16 protein-coding genes, 1 pseudogene and 1 riboswitch are annotated in these 23,539 nt (G+C 64.1%); of the genes and pseudogenes, 13 read left to right on the top strand and 4 right to left on the bottom strand.

Annotated elements, in window-relative coordinates; genetic code table 11:
• Positions 1 to 142 precede the first annotated feature (142 nt).
• From MFF34_RS26700 to MFF34_RS26735, 8 genes are all read left to right on the top strand, one after another.
• The gene (locus MFF34_RS26700; protein ID WP_238217517.1) at positions 143 to 967 is read left to right on the top strand and encodes a class II aldolase/adducin family protein; all 825 of its coding nucleotides are present in this window, start codon (positions 143 to 145) and stop codon (positions 965 to 967) included.
• 10 nt (positions 968 to 977) lie between these two features.
• Positions 978 to 1,946: an ABC transporter substrate-binding protein gene (locus MFF34_RS26705; protein WP_238217518.1), complete on the top strand. Its 969-nt coding sequence runs from the start codon at positions 978 to 980 to the stop codon at positions 1,944 to 1,946.
• A 177-nt stretch (positions 1,947 to 2,123) separates the two neighbouring features.
• The gene (locus MFF34_RS26710) at positions 2,124 to 4,562 is read left to right on the top strand and encodes a TonB-dependent siderophore receptor (RefSeq protein WP_238217519.1); all 2,439 of its coding nucleotides are present in this window, start codon (positions 2,124 to 2,126) and stop codon (positions 4,560 to 4,562) included.
• A 50-nt stretch (positions 4,563 to 4,612) separates the two neighbouring features.
• Positions 4,613 to 5,932: an LLM class flavin-dependent oxidoreductase gene (locus MFF34_RS26715; protein ID WP_238217520.1), complete on the top strand. Its 1,320-nt coding sequence runs from the start codon at positions 4,613 to 4,615 to the stop codon at positions 5,930 to 5,932.
• Between the two features lie 9 nt (positions 5,933 to 5,941).
• The gene (locus tag MFF34_RS26720) at positions 5,942 to 7,543 is read left to right on the top strand and encodes an ABC transporter substrate-binding protein (protein ID WP_238217521.1); all 1,602 of its coding nucleotides are present in this window, start codon (positions 5,942 to 5,944) and stop codon (positions 7,541 to 7,543) included.
• A 3-nt stretch (positions 7,544 to 7,546) separates the two neighbouring features.
• Positions 7,547 to 8,506: an ABC transporter permease gene (locus MFF34_RS26725; protein ID WP_238217522.1), complete on the top strand. Its 960-nt coding sequence runs from the start codon at positions 7,547 to 7,549 to the stop codon at positions 8,504 to 8,506.
• Positions 8,503 to 9,342 (top strand): ABC transporter permease, encoded by an 840-nt coding sequence (locus MFF34_RS26730; RefSeq protein WP_238217523.1) that lies wholly within the window; start codon positions 8,503 to 8,505, stop codon positions 9,340 to 9,342. Before MFF34_RS26725 ends, MFF34_RS26730 begins: the two co-directional genes overlap by 4 nt.
• Entirely contained in the window at positions 9,342 to 10,967 is a 1,626-nt protein-coding gene (locus MFF34_RS26735) for an ABC transporter ATP-binding protein (RefSeq protein WP_238217524.1), read from the top strand. The genes MFF34_RS26730 and MFF34_RS26735 overlap by 1 nt, the downstream gene beginning before the upstream one ends.
• Positions 10,968 to 11,093: 126 nt before the next feature.
• Here the strand turns inward: MFF34_RS26735 and tenA are convergent, their stop codons facing one another.
• Together tenA and MFF34_RS26745 are read right to left on the bottom strand one after the other, a co-directional pair.
• Positions 11,094 to 11,753, bottom strand: coding sequence for a thiaminase II (gene tenA, locus MFF34_RS26740; RefSeq protein WP_238217525.1), 660 nt, complete (start codon positions 11,751 to 11,753; stop codon positions 11,094 to 11,096).
• Between the two features lie 2 nt (positions 11,754 to 11,755).
• Positions 11,756 to 12,403, bottom strand: a complete 648-nt coding sequence (locus MFF34_RS26745) for a TenA family protein (protein WP_085274377.1) — start codon at positions 12,401 to 12,403, stop codon at positions 11,756 to 11,758.
• Between the two features lie 79 nt (positions 12,404 to 12,482).
• A riboswitch (TPP riboswitch) is annotated at positions 12,483 to 12,597 on the bottom strand.
• A gap of 243 nt (positions 12,598 to 12,840) precedes the next feature.
• On the opposite strand from MFF34_RS26745, the gene MFF34_RS26750 reads away from it, so the two are divergent.
• The 4 genes from MFF34_RS26750 (at position 12,841) to MFF34_RS26765 (ending at position 20,689) form a co-directional block, all read left to right on the top strand.
• Complete coding sequence (locus tag MFF34_RS26750; RefSeq protein WP_238217526.1) at positions 12,841 to 16,233, top strand: Ig-like domain-containing protein; 3,393 nt, start codon at positions 12,841 to 12,843, stop codon at positions 16,231 to 16,233.
• A gap of 38 nt (positions 16,234 to 16,271) precedes the next feature.
• A complete protein-coding gene (locus tag MFF34_RS26755) occupies positions 16,272 to 17,258 on the top strand; it encodes an SCO family protein (RefSeq protein ID WP_238217527.1) in 987 nt (328 codons plus the stop codon).
• 80 nt (positions 17,259 to 17,338) lie between these two features.
• On the top strand, positions 17,339 to 19,666 hold the full coding sequence (locus tag MFF34_RS26760; RefSeq protein WP_238217528.1) for a bifunctional diguanylate cyclase/phosphodiesterase: 2,328 nt from the start codon (positions 17,339 to 17,341) through the stop codon (positions 19,664 to 19,666).
• Between the two features lie 42 nt (positions 19,667 to 19,708).
• Entirely contained in the window at positions 19,709 to 20,689 is a 981-nt protein-coding gene (locus MFF34_RS26765) for a site-specific integrase (protein ID WP_238217531.1), read from the top strand.
• Here MFF34_RS26765 and MFF34_RS28180 read toward each other — a convergent pair.
• Together MFF34_RS28180 and MFF34_RS28185 are read right to left on the bottom strand one after the other, a co-directional pair.
• On the bottom strand, positions 20,679 to 21,731 hold the full coding sequence (locus tag MFF34_RS28180) for an SMP-30/gluconolactonase/LRE family protein (RefSeq protein ID WP_374707427.1): 1,053 nt from the start codon (positions 21,729 to 21,731) through the stop codon (positions 20,679 to 20,681). The two genes, MFF34_RS26765 and MFF34_RS28180, sit on opposite strands and share 11 nt — an antisense overlap.
• Before the next feature lie 27 nt (positions 21,732 to 21,758).
• Positions 21,759 to 22,403: pseudogene (locus tag MFF34_RS28185) on the bottom strand (SDR family NAD(P)-dependent oxidoreductase); the annotation flags it as partial.
• Positions 22,404 to 22,595: 192 nt separating this feature from the next.
• On the opposite strand from MFF34_RS28185, the gene MFF34_RS26775 reads away from it, so the two are divergent.
• Positions 22,596 to 23,537, top strand: a complete 942-nt coding sequence (locus MFF34_RS26775) for a LysR family transcriptional regulator (protein WP_238217535.1) — start codon at positions 22,596 to 22,598, stop codon at positions 23,535 to 23,537.
• The last annotated feature ends 2 nt before the right edge of the window (positions 23,538 to 23,539 follow it).

The following is a 23,539-nucleotide window of genomic DNA, read 5'->3' on the forward strand; positions in this document are numbered from 1 at the left end:
CCCCCTTGCTACAGTCCCCTCAGACCCGACCCCTCGCATGGTGGAGGCCCCGATTCATCCTCCTGCGAGCTCAGCCCTTGAAACGGCGGACATGGCAGAACGGATGATCGGCAAACGATCATTTCCTCCGTGAGGTACTGCCATGAGCCAACCTGCTGCGCGCCACAGTGTCGCCCGCCTGCCAAACCGTGATCATCGCCTGCAAATCACCGCCCCACCCGCTTTCAGCGACCCGTTTGCCGAGCGCCTGCACCGCAAGCAGCGCCTTGCAGCGTCCTATCGGCTGTTCGCCGAACTGGGCTTTGAAGTAGGCTTGGCCGGCCATTTCACGGCACGCGACCCGATCGAGACCGACCACTACTGGATCAACCCCTTGGGTGTGCCGTTCTCGCACATCCGCACCCGTGACCTGTTGCGGGTAAACGGCGAAGGCCAGGTGGTCGAAGGTGACGGCCTGCTTAATACCAGCGCCCTTGAGCTGCATTACGCGTTGCAACGCGCCCGGCCTGACGTGGTGGGTATTGCGCACCTGCATGGCTTCCATGGGCGGGCCTGGTCAGCGCTGGGGCGTTTGTTCCAGCCGATCACTGCAGAGTCGTCTGCCTTCGCCGGTGAGCAGGTGCTGTTCGACCGCCAGGCCCTGCGCACGCCCGAAGGCGGCCTGCTGCAAGACCGCGACCAAGTGGCACAAGCGTTCGTCGAAACCTTCGCCGACAACAACCTGCTGGTCTGGCAGAACCACGGCCTGTGGACCACGGGCCAGACTGTGGAAAGCGCCGCCTGGCGCTTCATCCTCGCCGACGACAGCGCCCGCGCCCACCTGCTGGCTTACGCTGCCGGCCAACCGCGTATCCCGGACCTGGACGAAGCCCCCGTCAACCCTGCCCAGCGCGAGCTATTCGGTTGGCTGAACTTCCTGCCGCTGTGGGACCGCATCGTCCAGCAACAACCCGACCTGTTGGACTGAGGCGCACCCTATGGCAATCAGCATCAGCCGCCGCACCTTCCTACGCCACAGCGCCATTGCCGGGCTGGCCGTAGGCTTGGCCCCCGCCCTGGCACGCGCCAATGAAGCCTTGCGGGTCTGGCGCTACAAGGGCCAGGCCGCGAGTTTTCTCGCCGACGCGGGCCAAGCGCAAACACCTTACCCGCTGCACTGGGTAGATGTGCCCGGGGGCGCCATGGTGCTGGAAGCCTTTGCCAGCAACAGCCTCGACTACGCCTTCATGAGCCCGGTGCTACCCCTGTTCGCCAGCGTGGCCGGTAACCCGCTGGTGTTGATCGCCAGCTACCAAGGCGAGCAGAACCGCAGCAGTGTGATCGTCAAACGCGGCAGCGGCATCGCCTCCATCGCTGACCTCAAGGGCAAGCGCGTGAGCTTCGTGCGCGCCACCGACACCCACTACCTGATACTCAACCTGCTGCGCGACAACGGCCTGACCCTTGCCGATATCCAGGCCAGGCCCATGCCTGCCCGGGATGCGCTGGTGGCATTTCAAAACGGCCACCTGGACGCCATCGTCGCCGGCGGTATCGGTGCCCTGCAAGCGCAGACGGCCATGGATGGCGTGGCGCTGGCCGACGCCAGCCCCTATCACTGCGGCAACTACCTGATTGCAACCACCGCCCAGGCGTTGCAGCAGCCGGGCAAACAGGCCGCCATTCGCGACTTTTTGCAGCGCGAAAAAGCCACTTGGGACTGGGTCGAGCACAACCCCCATGAATGGGCTGCACGTAACCAAGCCCTTACCGGGATTTCCAGCGACCTCTATTTGCAACAGTTCGCGCAACGTCAGCAGCCCTGTCGGCTATTGCCCGTCAGCCAAGCAGACATCGTTGCCCAGCAACACATCGCCGACCTGTTCCACGACAGTGGGTTGATCCGCCAGGCACTGGATGTGCGGGGCTTCTGGGACGACCGCTTCACCCCCTTGCTCAGCGGCTAGAGACCCGCCGCGGCACACCGTACCGGCGCGCGCCGGACGATTCACAGGCACCTCAGCCACGGGAGCAACGGACCTCCTGCGGGCCAGGTTGCGCCTGCACTGCGTGAAACACCTTATGAGAGCCCGTTCGATCGCACATCCAGGGCCTGATCTGCCAATCGAACCCAAGGAACAGTCATGAAGTCTGTGTTTACCTCTTTAACGTTGGCGCCCGCCGTACTTGCTGGCTACCTGCTCACCCCCCTGGCCATGGCAGCGGAGGATGATGCCGCCCTCGACACGGTGATCGTCACCGGCTCGCGGGGCAGCGAAGTGCGTACCGTCACCAGCAGCCCGGCACCGATCGACGTTATCGACAGCAAGCAACTGGAGCAAACCGGCGAGTCCAGCCTGCGCGGTGCCCTGCAGAAAACGCTGCCATCGTTTTCCCAGCGCCCTTCCGGCTCGTCCAATGACAGCATCGCCCGGCCCTATAGCTTGCGCGGGCTTAACGGCTCCAACGTACTGGTGCTGGTCAACGGCAAGCGCCGCCACAACAGCGCAGTGATCAACCTCGACTCCACCGCCGCCTACGGGACCAACCCGGTGGACCTGGACATGATCCCCATCAGTGCCATCGACCACGTCGAAGTACTGCGCGACGGCGCCTCGGCGCAGTACGGCTCCGACGCCATCGCCGGGGTGATCAACATCATCCTCAAGCAGCGCGACAACGGCGGATCGGCCAGCACCCAGTACGGCCAATACTATGAGGACGGCGACGGCGGTAACCTGCGCCAAACCCTCAACCAGGGCCTGGCCCTGGGCGACAACGGCGGCTTCTTCAACTATGCGCTGGACGCCAAGTCGGTCCAGACCGCCACCCGCTCACGCGCCGCCACCGGCAACCTGTATTTCGCCGGCGACCCCCGCAACGACACCGCCGACCGCGAAGTGCAAAAAAACGGCCTGCCCAAGATCAAGGCCATCAACCTGTCGTATAACGCCGAATTGCCGGTGAGCGACGCGCTGACCCTGTATTCCTTCTCGACCTTCAGCAAGCGTGATGCCCGCGGCGGGCAAAACTATCGCCGGCCCAATTCCACCAACATCATCCCCGAGATCTACCCGGACGGCACCGCCCCCTTCTACACCCTGGAAGAAACCGACTACCAGGCAGCCGTCGGTGGCAAGGGTGAGTTCGCCGAATGGCACTGGGACCTGAGCTCCACCTTCGGCCGCGACAAAGGCCAAGCCGGTGCCGATGAAACCCTCAACGCCTCGCTCGGCCCGACCAGCCCGACCCGCTTCGACACCTATACCAATACCTTCGACCAGTGGACCAACAACCTCGACCTGACCCGCGCCTTCGAGGTTGGCCTGGCCAAGCCCTTGCAGGTTTCCTGGGGCCTGGAACACCGCCACGAACGTTACAAGACCGAGTCCGACGACCCGCTCTCGTACATCAACGGCGGCTACTTCTACCCCAGCGGCCCCTTGGCAGGCCAACCGGCAGCGGTGGGCGCCCAAGGCGCCATTACCCTGACCCCGGAGGATGAAGGCCAACTCAGCCGCAACAGCTACGCCAGCTACCTCGACCTGGGCCTGAACCCGACGGAAAAACTCTGGCTCGGCGTGGCCGCGCGCTTCGAAAAATACGATGACAGCAGCGGTAATACCCGCAGCGGCAAGTTTTCCGCACGTTACGACTTCACGCCAACCTTTGCCCTGCGCGGCACCCTCAGCAACGGCTTTCGCGCCCCGTCGCTGTCGCAGTCGGTCTACGCCCAGACCGCCAACCAGTACACCACCGTCGACGGTGTGGCGCAGTTCGTCGAAGCCAAGACGGTGCGGGTGGATTCGCCGTTGGCCAAAGCCCTGGGCGCCGAAGACCTCAGCCCGGAAAAGTCACGCAACATCAGCCTCGGCCTGACCTGGCAACCCTTGCCGCAGGCCAGCGTGACCCTGGATGCCTACCAGATCGAAATCCGCGACCGCATTGCCTTGACGGGCTTCCTTTATGGCAACGGCGTCGATCAGCAACTGGTCGCCAACGGCTACAAGCCAGGCTACCGCGTCAAGTACTTCACCAACGCGGCCGACACCACCACCCGTGGCGTCGACCTGGTGGCCGACTACCGCGTCGACTATGGGCGCTTTGGCCGGGTCAAGTACGGCCTGGGGGTCAACTACAACAAGACCATCATCGACGACATCAAGCAAACACCGGCATCGCTGCGCGCCGCAGGCAACAACCTCGAACTGTTTGACCGCGTCGCCCAGGGTTACCTGACCGTGGCCAACCCCAAGACCAAGCTGATGCTCAGCGCCAACTGGCAGATCGAGCGCTTCACCATCAACGCCGGCCTGACCCGCTACGACAAAGTCATCGCCCGCGACGCCAATCCCGATTATGACGTGACCTATGGCGCCAAGTGGCTGACCGACCTGGAAGTCGCCTACGCGCTGACCGACCACTTCGATGTCGCCGTGGGTGCCAACAACCTGTTCGACGTACGTGCCGACAACAGTGGCTACCCCGCCGGCGATACCAATGGCTTCCCCAAGTTCGGTGCCATTTCGCCGTTCGACCCTTACGGTGGCTTCTGGTACACGCGCATCGCCTACAACTTCTGACCCCACCCACACAGCGCCCGCCGTGTGTGGCGGGCGCCAGGAGAAGCACCATGAGCCACGGCCCGTTCATACTCGGCGCGTTCATCCCCGGCACCCTCAGCGGCAGCGCCTGGCGCCTGCCGGAGGCACCGCGCGATACCTTCAAGAGCCTGGAGCATTACCAATACATTGCCCGCAAGCTGGAAGCCGGGCGGTTTCACGCGCTTTTTTTCAATGACACGCTCGACGTCAAACTCGACCTGGCCCTGCAGCGTGGCCCCAACAGCGTGCGTTGGGACCCCTTGATCCTTGCCCCGGCGCTGGCCGCCAGCACCCGCCATATCGGCCTGATCGCCACGGCCAGCAGTACTTATAACGAGCCCTACAACATCGCCCGCAAATTCGCTGCACTGGACCACCTGAGCGGAGGCCGAGCCGGCTGGAACCTGGTGACCTCGCTGGGCGGCGGCGAAAACTTCAACCGCCAGGAGCACGTCGAGCACGATGACCGCTACGCCCGTGCCGAAGAGTTCTACGACGTGGTCAGTGGCCTATGGGACAGCTGGGCCGACGATGCCTTTGTCCAGGACAAAGCCAGTGGCACCTGGCTGGACATCGACAAACTGCATGTGCTCGAACATCAAGGCGAACACTTCCAGGTGCGCGGGCCGCTCAACGTGGCGCGATCGCCGCAAGGTCACCCGGTTGTCGCCCAGGCCGGCGCTTCTGTAGCTGGCAAGCGGCTGGCGGCGCGGGTTGGCGAATTGATCTTCACCGCCCAGCACACCATCGCCCAAGGCCAGGCGTTCTACCAGGAGACCAAGCAGGCCGCCGCCGGTTTCGGGCGCCGTGCCGATGCACTGAAAGTGTTGCCGGGCGTCTCGCCGGTAGTGGGCAAGACACTGGCTGAGGCCCAGGCCAAGTACGACCGCCAGCAAGCGCTCTTGGAACCCAAGGCCTTCCTCAGTTCCATCTCGCGCTTCGCCAGCCTCGGCTACGACCTCTCGGAGTTGCCCTTCGACGAAGCAGTGCCCCTGCCCCCAGAGACTTTCACCACCAACACCCACCAGAGCCGGCAAAAGCTGGTGTTCGACCTGATCCGCCGTGAGCGGCCGACCGTGCGGCAGCTGTTCAACCAACTCACCTCCGGCGGCCATCGCATCCTGATCGGCACCCCGCAGAGCATCGCCGATGACCTGCAGGCCTGGTACGAAGCCGGCGCCGCCGATGGCTTCAACATCATGTTCAGCGGCCTGCACTCAGCCATCGATGACTTCGTAGATGGCGTGGTCCCAGAGCTGCAACGCCGCGGCCTGTTCCAGCGCGAATACGCCGGCACCACCCTGCGGCAAAACCTAGGCCTGCCTTACCGCGCCAACCGCTTCATTTAAGGAGAGCCCATGTTCCGACCCCTGGCGACACTGAGCCTGGCCATTGCCCTGAGCCTGGCCGGCTGCGATGGTAAAAGCGCGCAGCAGGCCAACACGGGCGCCCCGGCGCAGCCGCAGCATGGCGGCGTGCTGCGGGTGGCGTTCGACGGCGACCCCAACTGCATCGACCCGCAACAGGCGGGCAACAACACCGCCCTCAACGTTGGCCGGCAATTGGTGGACTCGCTGACCGACCAAGACCCGCAGACTGCCGAGATCGTGCCCTGGCTGGCCGAGCGCTGGGAAGTCAGCGAAGACTCGCGCCAGTTCACCTTTCACCTGCGTGAAGGGGTGACCTTCAGCGACGGCAGCGCGCTGGACGCCGCAGCGGTCAAGGCCAACTTCGAGGCCATCGTCGCCCTCGGTGCCCAGGCACAACTGGCCAGTACTTACCTGGCTGGCCTTGAAACCGTCGAAGTCATTGGGCCGCTGAGCGTGCGCATCCGCTTCAAACAGGCCAACGCGCAGTTCCTTCAGGCAACCTCGACCATGAGCCTTGGGCTACTGGCACCCAGTACCCTGGCACGTAGCGCCGAACAACGCTGCCAGGGCGCCTTGGTGGGCTCCGGGCCATTCAACGTAAAAAGCTTCGAGCACAACCGCCTGGTGCGCATCGAAGCCCGCGCCGATTACGCCTGGCCGTCTTCGCTGGCCGTGCACAAGGGCCGTGCCTGGCTGGAGGCTATCGAGTTTCACATCCTGCCCGAGTCCGGTGTGCGCCTGGGCAGCCTGCTGTCCGGGCAAATCGACGTGAACACCAGCGTGCCGGTACAGGACGAAGCGGTGCTGCAGGCCCAGGGCATTGCGTCCATCGCGCGGTCTAACCCAGGCATCGTCTTCAACCTGACGCCCAACGAGTCCCGCCCGCCGCTGGACGATGCCAAGGTGCGTCAGGCACTGAACAAGGCGATCGACCGCAGCCAGTTCAAGGGCGTGATTTCCCGCTACCAGAAACCAGCAAGTTCCGTGCTCGCCAGTAGCACGCCCTACTACCAGGACCTAAGCGCGGTGCTCGCCTATGACCCACAAGGTGCCGGCCAACTGCTGGACAGCGCTGGCTGGCACAAGGGCGCCGACGGCTGGCGGCAGCGTGATGGCAAGCGCTTGAGCTTTGCCCTCGACTACTGGCAGGCCAGCACACCGGTGCTGGAACTGGTGCAGCAGCAACTGCGCCAGGCCGGCATCGAGCTGCGCCTGAACAAGTCCACCATCGGCCAAGTCAGCCTGCTGCAGACATCGCTGAACTACGAACTGTGGTTCTTCAACCTGACCCGCGCCGACCCGGACGTGCTGCGCACGGTGTTCCTCGCCAGCGGGCGCAACGTCAACGTGCGAGGCCCGCTGGCACTGGACCAGACCCTGATCGATTCGGCCGCCAGCCTCGATGTGCAAACGCGCGGAGCGTTGATCCACCAGGCCAGCCGCGAGCTGCTCGAGCAGGGCCACGTGATCCCGCTGGTCGAGGCCGCTACGGTCACGGCGTTCCGCGATGCGGTGCGCGGCCTGCATTACGAGGCCTCGACCCGCTTGCAGTTCTACGACACCTGGCTGGCACAACCGGGGAGTCACTGACCGATGAACGCCCTGAACCATCACCCCGCGCACCTGTGGCGCCTGGCCCAGTCACTGCTGGTGCTGTGGGCAGCGTTTAGCCTGTCGTTTGCCATCCTTTATGGGTTGCCCGGTGACCCGATAGCGATCCTGCTGGCGCAAAGTGGCGAACCGGGCTCGGCAGACCCGGTCAAGGTCGCTGAACTGCGCGCTCGCTATCACCTCGACGGCAGCCTCTGGCAGCAGTACACCGGTGCCCTGTGGCGGTTGCTGCAGCTAGACCTGGGTACTTCGCTGCAGACCGGCAAGCCCGTCACCGCAGCACTTGCAGCGGCATTGCCGGCCACCCTGGCGTTGGCCTTCACGGCGCTTGGCCTGGCGCTGCCACTGGGCATCTGCCTAGCGCTCGCGGCCCATCGCGTACGCCAGCGACCGTTGCAGAGCGTGCTGCACAATGCCCCTGCCGTGGTGGTGTCGCTGCCGACCTTCTGGGTCGGGCTGGTGCTGCTGCAACTGTTTTCCTTTCAACTGCACTGGTTGCCGGCCATGGGTGGGCAAGGCCTGGCCAGCCTGGTTCTGCCGGCCGTGACTTTGGCCCTGCCGTGCGCGGCGGTGATCGCCCAGGTGCTTGGCCGCTCGATCGCCACGGTCAGCCAACAGCCCTTTGTGCAGGCCCTGCGCAGCAAGGGTGTAGGGCCATGGCGGCTGCTTTACGGGCATATTCTGCACAACGCAGCGATCCCCTTGCTGAGCCTGGCCGGCACCCTGCTGGGCAACCTGCTGGCCGGCGCGGTGGTGACCGAAACCGTGTTCTCCCGTGATGGCATCGGGCGCTTGGCCCAAGGTGCTGTTGCCAGCCAGGACATCGCCGTGGTCCAGGGCGTAGTACTGCTGGCCGCCGCGTTGTACGTGCTGACCAACTTGCTGACCGACCTGGCCTACCCGTTGCTCGACCCCCGTATCCGCCAAGGAAGCCGCCCATGATCCTGCAACTTGCCTACCGCCTGGCACGCCCGGTGCGCTGGCCCAGCCTGCCACTGACGCTGAGCGTGGCCTTGTTCATCGTGGTGTTGGGCTGGGCCTTCTGGCCGAACCTGTTCAGCAGTGCGGACCCGCTGCTGGCTGACCCGAGCCAGGCCCTGCAAGCCCCCTCCGCCGACCACTGGTTCGGCACGGACCACCTGGGCCGCGACCTGTATGCGCGTTGTGTGCATGGCGCGGCACTGTCGCTGCAGGCCACCAGCATCGCGGTACTGATCGCCCTGGTCGCCGGCAGCCTGCTGGGGGGCATTGCTGGCTGGTTCGGTGGCGTCGCCGACCGGCTGCTGGCGATGGGGGTGGAAGTCCTGATGGCGATTCCTGCCTTGTTGTTGGCGATGGCCATCGTCACCGCCCTGGGTTTCGGCACGCTGGAAATCGCCCTGGCCGTGGGGCTTTCCTCGGTGGCGATGTTCGCCCGCCTGGCCCGTGGCGAAGTCTTGCGCTGGCGCCGCCGCAGCTTTGTCGAAGCGGCGCAGGTGGCCGGGGTTGGCAGTTGGACCAACCTTTGCCGCCACGTGCTGCCACATGCCGCAGGGCCGTTGCTGGCCCTGGCTGCACTGGAATTCGCCAGCGCCGTGCTGGCCGTCTCGGCGCTGAGCTTTCTGGGCTTCGGCGCGCCGCCGCCCCAGCCGGAATGGGGCTTGCTGATCGCCGAGGGGCGCAACTACATGGTCGTCGCCTGGTGGTACACCACCTTGCCTGGCCTGGTGGTGGCTGCGGTGGTTCTGGCCACTCAACAACTGTCGCGCAGCCTGCAACAACTTGAGGGAGCAGCGTGATGAGTTCACCACTGGTTCGTATCCGCCAGTTCCGCGTCGACTACCCCGGCAGCCAACAACCCGCCGTACAGGCGCTGGACCTGGAGATTGGCGCGGGCGAAATCGTCTGCCTGGTCGGCGAGTCCGGCTCAGGCAAGTCCACTACCGCGGCCGCCCTGGCGGGTCTGTTGCCGGTTACAGCACGGCAAAACGGCCAACTGTGGCTACAGGGCCAGGCACTCGACACCTTCAATGAGCGCGACTGGCAAACCCGCCGTGGCCGGCTGGTCGGCTTCGTACCACAAGACCCAGGCACGTCGCTGGACCCAGTCAAGACCATCGGCGCGCAGGTGATCGAAGCCATGACCGTGCATGGCGTAGCGCACAGTGAAGCCCATGCCAAGGCGCTGGTCTTGTTGCAGCAAGTTGGCCTCAAGGCACCTGAGCAACTGCTGCGGTGCTACCCCCATCAGTTGTCGGGCGGTATGTGCCAGCGGGTATTGATCGCCATCGCCCTGGCCAATGACCCGCCGCTGCTGATCGCCGACGAGCCCACCAGTGCCCTCGACGTGAGTGTCCAGCGGCAGATCCTCGACCGTTTGCAGCATTTGGTGCGCGCGCGCGGCAGCAGCCTGTTGCTGATCACCCATGATTTGGCGGTGGCGCTGGACCGGGCCGACCGTATTCTGGTCATGCGCCACGGCCAACTGCTTGAAAGCGGCACGCCCGAACACCTGTGGCATACCCCCAGCCACCCCTACACCCGCCAGTTGCTCAATGCCTCACCCTTGGCACGGTTGCAGCAGCGTCGTACCCGCCCGGCCGATCACGCTGCGGCGCCCTTGCTGCAGGTCACTGGGCTGCAGCGGCGCTTCAACCGCCAGGGGCCGGCGGCGGTGGCGGATGTCAGTTTCAGCTTGCCTCGTGGCAGCACTACCAGCCTGGTTGGCGAGTCGGGCTCTGGCAAGTCGACCACGGCGCGCATCATCCTGGCCCTGGAGCAGGCCGACGCAGGCAGCGTGTTGTTTGATGGCGAGCAGGTGCTTGGCGCAGGGCGCAAGCAGTTGCAGGCCTATCGGCGCCGGGTGCAGTTGGTCTACCAGAACCCTTGGGCTGCACTCGACCCGCGGCACAACCTGCTGGACATCATCAGTGAGCCGCTGCGCGCCTTCGCCATCGGTAACCGGCGCGATGATCGCCAGCGGGTGGTCGAGCTGCTGGAGCGTGTCGGGCTACCTGCCGACTTGCTGCAGCGGCGCCCTGGCCAGTTGTCCGGTGGGCAACGGCAACGGGTCGCCATCGCCCGTGCGCTGGCCGCCGAGCCGGAACTGTTGGTACTGGATGAGCCGCTGTCGGCGCTGGACGCACCGGTGCAGGCGCAAGTGCTGGAGTTGTTGCAGAGCTTGCAACGCGACCTGGGCCTGACCTACCTGTTCGTGTCCCACGACCTCGCCACGGTACGCGGCATCAGCGACCAGGTGCTGGTGATGAGCCAAGGCACGCTGGTGGACCAAGGGCCTACCGAGCAGGTATTCGAGCAACCAGCGAGTGAGTACACACGCCGCTTGCTGGCGGATATGCCAGGGTGGCGAGGCCTGCAGCCGGCCCCACTAGCCCTGCCTTCCCGTCAAGCGCGATCCGGGTAGGAGCAGCCTTGTGCTGCGAAGAGGCCGGTGAAAAAACCATTAATCTTCGCTGCTGCCACTGGCCTCTTCGCAGCGCAAGGCTGCTCCTACCTGGAATTTCCAATGATCAACGAGGACCATTGATCCCTACTTCGCGCCATCCAGCCCCATCTGCCAGAAATCGGCCTCCAGGCTCGACGCCTGGCCAAAAATCCCTGCCAGCTCCACGAACCGTTGCTCGGTCATGCTCCGCGCGGCCAGTTCATCCAGGTGCTTGCGGGCATTGGCCGCCACCTGCCGATACCCTTCCCCGGCATACTCAGCGATCCACTCACGGTAAGGGTGATCGCTCAGGTCACCAATCCGTTCAGCCAACGTCCGGCCAATTTCCGCATAGCCGATCACACAGGGCGCCAACGCCACATGCAGCTCCAGCAGATCGCCTGCGGCGCCGCAGTCAAGCACATAGCGGGTATACGCCACCGTGGCCTGGTGCTCGGGTGCGGCCTGGATATCAGCCTGGGTCAGCCCCCAACGCGCGCACAGGCGCAGGTGCAGTTCGGTTTCGTCAAGAATCGCCGCGAGGCCCGCCTGGGCGGCGCGGATGTCGGCCGGCAGGCGGCTCTTGTAAGCGGCCAGGGCCCAGGCGCGGGCGAACTGGATCAGGAACAGGTAGTCCTGCACCAAGTACGTCCGGAACGCCGCCTCGCTCAGCGTGCCTTCGCCCATCTGCTGCACGAAATCATGCTCGACATAGCGGTGCCACTCGCCCGTGGTAGCGGCCTTGAGGCGATCGAAAATATCCATGCTCACGCCTCCCCCTCGTAGACCGCATCGAAGAAGGCCAGCTCCAAGGCCACGGTACGCAGGTAGAAATCGGTGCTCAGCTCGGCTTCCTGCGGCCCGACGCGGTCCAGTTCGGCCTGCAGGAAGGCAACGAACGCTTGGAACGCCGGGTTGTCGTGCAAGGTGATCCATTCGGCATGCACGAAGTGTTCAGGCAAGGGTTTCGGCGCCTTGAGTGCCCAGTCCAGGTACAACCCTTCGGCGACATTCAATACTGCCAACGCGGCGGCGTACGAGCGGGTGGCGGCCGCTTCACGCATAATCGCCTTGAAGCCTGCGGTAGGCGCAGTGTCTGCGGCCTCTACGCGTTGCGCCGGGCTGACGTCCAGCGCCTCGAAGGCACGCAGGAAATAGGTGTTCTCATCGCTGGAGATCATCCCGGCGAACTGGCCGAAGCGCAGGCGTGCCTCGAAGGTGTCCGCGGTGGCGATCGCAGCGCCGAGCAGGGTCAGGAAGCTGTCGAGAAAGCGGTGGTCCTGCACCAGGTAGCGGACCATGATCGGGTCCGGCAGGCTGCCGTCGCACAGTTGGCTAACGAAGCGGTGCCCGACGGCCGCCGACCAGGTCGGCTCGCTCTGACGGCGCAGGGTTTGCGTGAAGCGTTCGGTCATGATGCTGTCCTCTGCAGGGGGTGACAGCGAGACCGATGAAGCTGGCATGGACTGGCCTCGCAGTGAGGCCGGCAAAAAGGCAGGTTTCAAGTCCCATCCCTTCGCCGGCATGATCCGGATCAGGTTCGAAGGGTCACCGCGCTGCAACGCTCAGCGGTTTCTCAGCCCGTTGCCGGGCTCCCCTTGGTGGCCCACAGGTATACAGCAGGTAGGAAGGTGCTGTCACGCCCCAAACACTGGGCCTTGGGTGACCCGCTTGTGGGTGCCTGTCCCCAGCCCTCGCACGCCATTATTTAGCGCGACTCAGGTTTTTAAAGGATTTGTTTAACAAAGCATTACCGAAACATCTGTTGGCACAGCCGTTGCTCAGGCCCCTTAACCAGGCAAAACGCCATTGATGGCCCCAAGCCATAACGCCGCGAGCGAGGCACCAGGCAATGAAAACACCTGCCGTGAGTCACCCAACCAGGCACACATTCAAACTGTCTGCCGTCACCGTGCTGATGCTCAGCCTTGGGCTGAACCCGGCAATCGCGTCTTCCCTCGATGATGTCGGTCAGCCCCCGCCGACCGACCCCTCGGCCTACACCGACCAGCCGGACGACCCAAACCCGGCGTTGCTCAACCTGTACACCTTGCCGGAAGCCAACGAAGGCTCGTTGGAGCTCACCGATGGTGCCTACGGTGACCGTTCGACCGTGCGCCAGGACAACGTGCTGCCGCCTGCCCTGCAAACCTCTGATAAATACCCCACCAACGGCAAGCCCAGCCCGTTGTTCGGTGCGCAGCCGTTCACCCAGCAACTGCTGTTGTTCGAAGAATTCGGCCCGGAAAAGCTCGACCCCAGCATCCCGGCACCTGACCTGACCTTCCCCGTACCAACCCTAGGCGCGGCCCCCGCGCAAGACCCCAATGTGGTCGCCCGCAGCGGCCCCAGTGGCACGGCTCTGGAAGCCTTCCTCAAGCAACCGGGCCTGTACCCCTTCCCTACCCAGTTCTCCAACGTGCTCGACCGCAACCCGTGGAAAGCGCAGATCGAGATGTTCCTCAACCGCCACCCGGTCGGCTCGCCGGCTGAAGGCCGCCCACCAGGAAAGGGCTGGTCCCATCAGCGCTGGAACGAGTTCTACCCTCAGGCTGCGTTCAAGACCGCCCAAGCTGGCGCACGCATCAACCTCGGGCTGCGTGACCGCAAGCAAATGCACAACTATGCGGTCGGTGAATTCGCGCCAGGCGGGCTGTACTACCAGACCTCGGACATCCCCACCACGTTGGGCACCACCAAGGGCATCGACACCCGCTTCCACCCAAGTTTCCCTCTGCAAAACCACAAATCGCTGTGGACCTTCGACGGCACCTTCCCGCCCAAGCTGCTGATGGTCCGCTATGGCCAGCCGATCTTGATGCGCCATTACAACGCCTTGCCGATCGACCCGTCGGCCAACGGCGGCTTTGGCCTGCACACCATCTCCACCCACGAGCACAACGGCCACTCCCCGGCCGAGAGCGATGGCTTTGCCAACGCCTACTTCTTCCCCGGCCAGTACTACGACTACCGGTGGCCAGTGCAATTGGCCGGTTACGACACCATCAACACCCGCGCCCAGGACCCGCGCGCGGCGTTCCCCTGCGCACCGGGCGAAACGCTGTACGTCAACGACGCCTCGCCGGGCCTTAAGACCTGCGAAAACGGCAGCATCAAGATTCGTGGCGACTGGCGCGAAACCATGAGTACCCACTGGTTCCACGACCACATGATGGATTTCACGGCGCAGAACGTCTACAAAGGCAACGCCGTGATGATGAACTACTACAGCGCCCTGGACCGCGGCAACGAGGCCCTGCAGGATGGCGTCAACCTGCGCTTCCCCAGTGGTTCGGCCATGCCGTGGGGCAACCGCGACTACGACGTCAACCTGGTGATTGCCGACAAAGCCTGGGATGCCAATGGCCAATTGTGGTTCAACCCGTTCAATACCGACGGCTTCCTCGGCGACCAGATCCTGGTCAACTGGCAGTACCAGCCCAAGCTGAAAGTACGGGCGCGTAGCTACCGCTTCCGCATCCTCAATGGGTCGGTGTCGCGCTACTTCAAATTTGCCGTGGTGCGTGAAATCGCCGGCAGCAGTGGCGAATTCAAAGGCCCATCCGGCTCCAACGTGTCGTATGCCCGCGTGCCGTTCCACATGATCGCCAACGACGGCAATATCATGGAACATGCCGTGCCATTCGACGGCACCCTGGACCTCAACGGCGACGGTGACCTCAAGGACAACAACGGCATTATGCCGCTGCAAGGCATCGCCGAGCGTTACGACATCATCATCAACTTCGCCAAGAACGGCATCAAGGCAGGCGACAAGCTGTACTTCGTCAACCTGATGGAGCACCAGACCGGCAAGGGCCCGAACCAGGCCATTTCCCTGGCCGATGTGCTGTCGGAGAAATACAAGGCGGTCATCAAGCAGACCAGCAAGGGCCCGCAGTGGGACAAAGGCGACCCGGTGGTGGGCAAGTTCATGCAACTGCTGGTGCAGCCTTACAGCGGCCAGGACCTGAGCATGGACCCAGTCGCTTATGAACCGGCCAAGCCGGGCAAGGCCGCAGGCCTGAAGATGATCCCGCTGACCCTCGACCGCAACGCCGTGGCCGACCAGGCCAAGCTCAAGGATGCCCGCCACCGCGAGTTCATCTTTGGCCGCTCCGACGGCACCGACACCACGCCCTGGACCATCAAGACCGATGGCGGCTTCGGCTACAGCATGGACCCACGGCGCATCAACGCAGCGCCGCAACTGGCCAGCGAAGCCACCCCTGGCGGCTTCAGCGGCGACGGCACGCTGGAAGTGTGGAAGATCAAGAATGGCGGCAATGGCTGGAGCCACCCGGTGCATGTGCACTTCGAGGAAGGCATCGTGCTCAGCCGCGACGGCAAGGCACCGCCAGAGTGGGAAAAGTGGGCGCGTAAGGACGTCTACCGCATCGGGCCGGATGCCGACTCGTCGGAAGAAGTGGAAATGGCCATCCGCTTCCGCGAGTTTGCCGGTACCTACATGGAGCACTGCCACAACACCCAGCACGAGGACTCGTCGATGCTGCTGCGCTGGGACCTGGAGCACCCTGGCCAGTTCCAGGTGATGCCTACCCCGTTGCCGGGTTGGGACGGTGTGGAATATGTCGCTTCTGTAGGTCTGCCGACCTTCCGCACGTCTGGCCACAATGATAACGACGATACCAACAAGCCACCGGTTGCGGTCAACGACAGTGCTGCCACCACGGCCGGCAAGGCGATCACGCTCAATGTGCTGGCCAACGACACCGACCCCGAGCGCAACCTGCCCTTGACCGTCACTGGCCTCAGCCAGCCGGATTCGGGCATGGGTACCACCAGCACCGACGGCACCACGGTGACCTACACCCCACCGGCCACCGTCGCCACACCGTTCACCGCCAGCTTCAACTACTCGGCGCGCGACGCCAAGGGTGCCGAGTCGGTCGCCCCGGCGGCGGTCAGCATCGCGGTGAGCCCGGCAGTACCGGTCGACAACATCCAGGTCAGCAGTGCCTCGGTGCAAGTGCGCAGCGGCAACCGCTACACCTGGGAGCTGGCGGGCACCACCTCGGTGGCTACCGGCAATGCCATCAACGTGACGGTGGCCACCACCAGCGGGCCGTTGAACCTGGGTGCTGCCACGCTGACTGCGGCCACCACGGGTGCCCGTTGGCGGTTGTCGGCTACTACCACCGGCAACGGGCCAGCAACACCGGCGACAGCGACTGTGACGTCGACGCTGGGGCAAAGCGTGACAGCGCCAATCAGCATCAAGTAAGCAAAGCAGGTGTAGGATCTTTTACGGAGGACGACTTCATGACTGGCTCATGGCGTGTTCTGCTCGTGCTGTCGCTGTTCGCTGCCAGCATCCCGTTCTGGCCCGTGCAACCCCGGCAAGCCGCACCCCAAGAAACCGCCACCCCCTGGGGCGCCGACTACTTCCCCAATACCCCCCTGCTGACCCAGGACGGTGAAAAAGTGCACTTCTTCGATGACCTGATCAAAGACAAGGTCGTCGCCATCAACTTCATCTTCACCGGCTGCTCCGACTCCTGCCCGGTGGAAACCGCGCGCCTGCGCCAGGTGCAAAAAATCCTCGGCGACCGGGTCGGCAAGGACATATTCCTCTACTCCATCAGCATCGACCCCTACAACGACACGCCGGCCACCCTCAAACGTTACGCCGAAAAATTCGCCATCGGCCCTGGCTGGACCTTGCTCACCGGCGAGCCTGCCGACATCGAGCAATTGCGCAGAAGCCTGGGCCTGTACATAGAAGGCCTGGAAAACGGCCGCTCCAAAGACCACAACCTGAGCCTGATCATCGGCAACCAGGCCACCGGCCGCTGGATGAAAGCCTCGCCCTTCGAGAGCCCCTACATCCTCGCCGACCGCCTGGGCAACAGCTTGCACAACTGGAAGCAAGCCAGTGCCATGGCCAACGACTACGCCCACGCGCCTGAAGTTCGCTCGCCCAGCAGCGGCGAGCAGATCTTCCGCACCCGCTGCTCTTCCTGCCATACCCTGGGCGACGCCGAGCCAGGCGTGAAACGGGGCATCGGCCCCGACCTGCTAGGCGTGACCCGGCAACGCGATGCCCGGTGGCTGAGCCGCTGGCTGAAAGAGCCAGATCAGATGCTTGCGCAAAAAGACCCGCTGGCGATGCTGCTGTACGAGCAATACAACCGCCTGGCAATGCCCAACATGCGCCTGGGCGATGCCGAGGTCGCTGCGCTGATGACCTACATCGAAGAAGAAACCACACGCTTGCAGACGCCGTTGGCGGACACGGCAAAACCTTAGAGGCACTTAGCCACCAGTCATCGACCTGTCATCATACTGTCGTATGTTTTGAGCATCACCCAGGGTCGGGATTATCAGTCGTGATTCGCCGTTCGCTCTCTTCCGCCAGCCTCCTGCGCCTGTTGATCCTGATGCTGTGTGCCGCCACCCTGGCATTTCTCTGGGGGCTGCACTTCTCCCAGAAAGCCGCTGCGCGCCAGGATGCAGTGTCGGCCAAGGCGGCCGAGCACCTGAACCTGGCCAGCATCGTCGCGCAAAGCCTGCGCCAATTGGTCGACCGTGCCCAGGCCGTGGGCCGCGTCACCCAAGGCGACCTGAAGGCCCCGCGCCAGGGCAACGCCAACCTGGCCCGGTTGCTGGCCGAAGACCCGTTGTTCAAACGCATGAGCCTGTACGACCGACACGGCCGGCTCGTGTCGGCCAGCCATGCCGACGACGCCACAACGCTGCCTGAAGACTGGCTGCGGCAGTTGCAATTGCACGTTGCCCGCTACGGCTTCAAACCCTTCATGCCCAGTATCGAGGTGCAAAGCCCGCTTAGCGCCCTGCCCAACTGGCGTCTGCCGTTCATATTGCCGCTGACCGACCTGCCCGGCCGCGAAATCGACAACATCCTGGTGGTGCAGCTGGATATCGGTTACCTGGCGGTGCTGTTCCAGCACATCGACCTGGGCAGCACCGGCCTGATGCGCCTGCTGCAGGACGATGGCCACGAACGCCTGCGCATCGACTCCAGCGGGGTGATCGTGGCCGCCGACAGCCTGGAGCCTGATTTACCGCAGGCCGGGCCCGACGCGGGCGCGTTCACGCAGTATTCACCCGGCGGCCCCTACCAGAGCCTGTACCGGCGCGAGGCCGAGCGAGGCTTTAGCGTGGTGGTCAGCCAACGCTACGAAGAAATCCTGGCGCCGACGGCCTTGGCCTACTCACGGCAGTTCTGGCTGAACCTGAGCATGACCCTGATGATTCTGGCCAGCCTGGTGTGGACGTTGCGCCTGCTGCGCAAGCGCCAGGAAGCATTCAGCGCCCTGGAGCACGCACAGCAGGTCAACCAGCAACTGATAGAGCGGCTTGAGGACGAACACCGGCGCAGCAGCCACGCCGCTGCCACTGACCACCTCAGCGGCCTGCACAACCGCCGCCAGTTCGTCGAAGTCGCTGGGCTTGCGCTGACCCAGCAACGGGGCAAACGCCGGTTGATGGCCATCCTGTTCATCGACATGGACCGTTTCAAGTCGATCAACGACTCACTCGGCCACAAGATCGGCGACCTGCTGCTGCAAGCCGTGGCCGGGCGCATTCAACGGTTGTTGGAGCCGGGCGACGAAGCCTCGCGTTTTGGTGGTGACGAGTTCGTGGTACTGCTGGCCGGTCAGCGCAGCGAAGAGCAGATCAACGCCTGGGTACGCGAGTTGGTGCAGAAACTCTCGACCACCTATGCGCTGGATGGCCAGGAGGTCAACACCAGCCCCAGCGTCGGCGTCAGCATTTGCCCACGCGATGGCCAGGACATCGACAGCCTGATCCGCTGCGCCGATGCCGCGATGTACTCGGCCAAGCAGGCCGGGCGTGCCCAGTACCGCTTCTTCGACCCCTCGCTGAACCTTGCCGATATCCATGCCTTCACCCTCGAGCAAGCCTTCGGCGCGGCGTTGGCCGAGCGCCAGTTCATCCTGCATTACCAACCGCAGATCCGCCTCGATACCCACCAGGTGCTAGGCTACGAGGCATTGGTGCGCTGGGACCACCCGGAATTCGGCCTGCTTTACCCGGACCGCTTCATCGGCCTGGCCGAGCGCAGTGGCTTTATCATCGAGCTTGGCTGGGAAGTGCTGCGCCTGGCTTGTGAGGCGCTCGCCCGTTGGCACGCGCAGGGCCGCGAAGCGCGCCTGGCGGTCAATGTTTCGGCGCTGCAGTTGCGCCAGGCAGGCTTCAGCACGCGGCTGCTGAACAAATTGCAAAGGTACGACATCGCCCCACACCGGTTGGAGCTGGAAATCACTGAAACCACCATCCTTGACCCCGAGGGCACGGCGGTCGAGCACCTGCAGCGCTTGCGCGAAGCGGGCCTGGGCATCAGCCTGGACGATTTCGGGCGCGGCTATGCAGGGTTCGCGCACCTGCACTCGCTGCCGTTGAGCAAGCTGAAAATCGACCGTTCGTTGATTGCGCCGTTGTCCAACAGCCATGACGACAGCCCGATCGTCTCCTCCACCATCATCCTGGCCAAGCGCCTCGGCCTAGAGGTGGTGGCCGAAGGTGTGGAGACTCGTGAGCAAGTGGTGTGCCTGAAACTCGCCGGTTGCGACATTGCCCAGGGCTACCACTTCAGCCGCCCGCTGTCGCCGGCACAACTGCTCGATTACGCACCCTTCAACGGCATCGATGAAAAGGTAGGTGTCTACTAAAGAGGGATGGATGCCAGGACAGGCAGGCCGATTCGGTTTATCGTGTCACCACTGAATACCGGCTACCGCACCATGACCGACATCGAGCGCTACGTCCGCGCCGCCACCCGTGACAACACGCGGCGCAGCTACCAGGCTGCCATCGACCATTTCGAGACCCAATGGGGTGGTTTCCTGCCGGCCACCGCCGAGGGCGTGGCCCGTTACCTGGCCGACCACGCCGAGCAGCACGCGGTGAGCACCCTGCGTCAGCGCCTCGCGGCCCTCAGCCAATGGCACATCAGCCAGGGCTTCCCCGACCCGACCAAGGCGCCGCTGGTGCGCCAGGTACTGCGCGGTATTCGCACCCTGCACCCGACACCGCCAAAACAGGCTGCACCGCTGTTGCTGCAACACCTGCAAACCGCCGTGCAATGCTTCGAGGACGAAGCCCGCCAGGCACGCGAATGCCACGACTTGACCACCCTGCGCCGAGCGCGTCGCGACACGGCGCTGCTGTTGCTGGGGTTTTGGCGAGGGTTTCGGGGGGACGAGCTGGCGCGCCTGCGCGTCGAGCATATCCAGGCTGAAGCCGGTGTCGGCATCACCTTGTTCCTGCCTCGCAGCAAGGGTGACCGCGAAGCGCTTGGCGTGCAGCACCGCACGCCGGCACTCAAGGCATTGTGCCCGGTCAGCGCCTACCTGCAGTGGATCGAAGTGGCCGGCATCGCCCATGGCCCGGTGTTTCGCAAGCTCGACCGCTGGGGCAACCTCAGCGACGCGGCGCTCAACAGCAACAGCCTGGTTGGGCTGCTCCGGCGCATGCTGGAGCGTGCCGGGGTACCGGCAGCGTTGTACACCGGTCACTCGCTGCGCCGTGGTTTCGCCACGTGGGCCACGGCCAATGGTTGGGAACTGAAGTCGTTGATGAGCTACGTGGGTTGGAAGGACGCCAAGTCAGCACTGCGCTACATCGACTCGGCGCAACGCTTTGGTGAGCTGGCCGTGTTACCGGCCAGCCAGGTGCACAACCTCATTCCTTGAAGGCGTGGCGCGCAATGCCGCCGATTTCCGGGCGAATTGCATAGAGGTCGCCGGCATCCGGGTAGTGCCGCAGTTCTACAGCGTTCATGCCAAACCGCGCGGTGGTGATATACAAGGTGGTCATCCCTTCACCGCCAAAGCAGCAACTGGTCGGGCGCGTCACCGGCATCACCACCTGGTCGGTCAGGTGGCCGTGACGGTCGTAACGCAACAGGCAACTGCCATTGAACTGGCAAACCCACAGCCCGCCTTCGCGGTCCAGCGCAATGCCGTCCGGGCGCCCCAGTTCGGCAGGTGTTTCGGCAAACTGCGTAACCTCGGTCAAGCGGCCTTCGGGCAGGTACTCGGCGCGATAGATGGCGCGGGCGACCGAGTCGACGAAGAAAACGCTGTGCCCGTCTTCCGACCAGGCCAGCCCATTAGGCAGCGCCATGCCATCGTGGATCACCTGGTCGCTCAGTTCTGCGTCGAAACGGAACAAGGCGCCGGTCTTGCCACTTGGCGCTTCGTCCATCAGGCCGCTGACGAAACGGCCCTGGGGGTCGCAGGCACCATCGTTGAAACGGTAGGTGGAACGCGGGTGAACCGGCACGGAGTATTGCCGCACCTTGCGCGCGTTCACGTCCAGAATGGCGACACTGGAATCCTCGGTGAAGATCAAGTTGCCCTGGTCGGTCAGGGCCAGGGCGCCAATGCGCGCTGCCGACTCATACAGGCTCTCGACCTCGCCGTCCGGGTTCAGCCGATTGATGCGCCCATCGGTGATATCGACAAAGTACAGCGCGCCGCTGCGCGCGTCCCAAACCGGGCTCTCGCCCAGGTCGGCGCGGGTGTTGGCGACCTTGACCGGTACGTAGTGGCATTCCTTGATGCGGCTCCAGCGTTCGGCCACTTCCTTGAAGTTGCCCGCCTGTACCCGCGCCAGGTCGCGTGGGTAGCTGACGCCGCTGTTCTCGGTGAAACGGGTGGCGGTGAACTGCCCGTTGCTGGCACGCAGGATGTAGCCCGTGTCGCGGCACAGCGAGCTGGCCAGGTACAACAACCCTGGGGTGACCCATTCGGGCTTGAGCTCTTCCGGTGCCTGGGTCACGCCCCACATGCGGGTCTTGGCCACGGGCGAGATGGCATTGACCAGGATGCCGTGCTCCATCCCTTCCATGCTCAAGGCGTTCATGATGCCGACCTGGGCCATCTTGCCGGCTGAGTAGGCGACCAGCCCGGGCTGCGAATAGCGCTGGTACATGGCGCGGTCCGAGGTGGTCAGCACCACGCGCGGGGCTGCGGAATGCTTGAGGTACTTCCAGGCATGCTTGGCCAGCCACACCGGGGCGTGCACGCTGATGCCCAGCGCGCGCTGAAGAAAGGCTTCTTCCTGCGCTTCGATGCCCTGGTAATCGACCCAACCTGCATTGTGAATGAGGATATCCAGTGCGCCAAACTGCTCGATGGCCAGCTCGATCAATTGTTGACAGGCGCGTTCGTCTTCCAGTTGCCCGGCATGGGCGATCGCGTTGTAGCCCTTGGCCTGCAAGGCCGCGAGTGCCTGGGCCAGCGCCGACGGGTCCTCGCCCTGGCCTGCCCGGTCAGTCCCCAGGTCGCTGATGACCACGCGGGCGCCTCGCTCGGCCAGTGCCATGGCGTAAGCCAGGCCCAACCCTTGGGCAGCACCGGTGATGATCGCGACTTTGTTCTTGAATGGGTCTGTGATTGGCATTGCAGGGCACCTTCGATTCTCCTTTTTTACGATAACAATAAAAAAATCAATGACTTAATATTAAAAGCATGCAACTTTGATATCTCAGGGATATCACCGAGGCTTTGTCACTCGGTGGCCACGCACTATGATGGCCGCCTTGCAGGGGTGGCGCCTGCCAGGCACCCCGGCAAGTCGATGAAGGAACATAGAATGATCGAGACACGTTTGCTCAGGCAGTTCATCGCCGTGGCCGAAGAACTGCACTTCCACAAGGCCGCCATCCGCCTGCACATGGCGCAGCCGCCCCTGAGCCAAGCGATCAACCGCCTTGAAGAAAAGCTCGGCTTCAGCCTGTTCCTGCGCAACAAGCGCGGGGTCAAGCTGACTGCCGCTGGCATGGCCTTTCTGGAAACCGCCTACCGCACGCTCAAAGAGCTGGAGCAAGGCATCGAATACGCGCGCAATGTCTCGGAAGGCATCTGCGGCAAGCTGACCATCACGGCCATCTCCATTGCGTATTACGAGTCGCTGCTCACGACCTTGCGCAGGTTCCGCGAGGTCTACCCGAATGTACGCCTGACCATCCGCGAGATGCCCTCAGCCTCGCAGGCCGAGGCCTTGATGGCCGGCGAAGCCGACATCGGTTTCATGCGCAAGCTGCCGATGCCGCCCGACACCATCGAGTCGCGGCTGTTGCTCAACGAGCAGATCATCATGGCCCTGCCCGCCAACCACGCCAGGGCCCATCAGCCGCTGGTCGACCTGCGCGATTTTGCCGAAGAGGACTTCGTCTTCACCCCGCAAGCCCTGGGCAGTGGCTACCACAGCCAGTTGATCGCCCTGTGCGAATCGGCCGGTTTCTACCCCAAGGTGGTGCAGGAGGCGGCGCAGATCCACACCCTGATCGGCCTGGTCGCCTGTGGCTTCGGCGTGGCCCTGGTGCCGGAGTCGATCGCTTACTCGACGCTGCGTGAGCGCGTGCAATTCCGCCCGATCCGCCCGATCAAGGACCAGCCCACCCCAACCATGGGCCTGTACATGAACTGGAACATCCAGAACGCTTCGCCGGCCCTGGGCAGTTTCATCGCCATGCTCGACCAGGGCGCGCCGAAGCGCTTCAGCGACACCCTGCAGAACCCTCTGATCCTGTAGCC

Origin of the sequence: Pseudomonas sp. PAGU 2196, assembly GCF_022179005.1 — a bacterium.
Taxonomy (GTDB): Bacteria; Pseudomonadota; Gammaproteobacteria; order Pseudomonadales; family Pseudomonadaceae; genus Aquipseudomonas; species Aquipseudomonas kermanshahensis.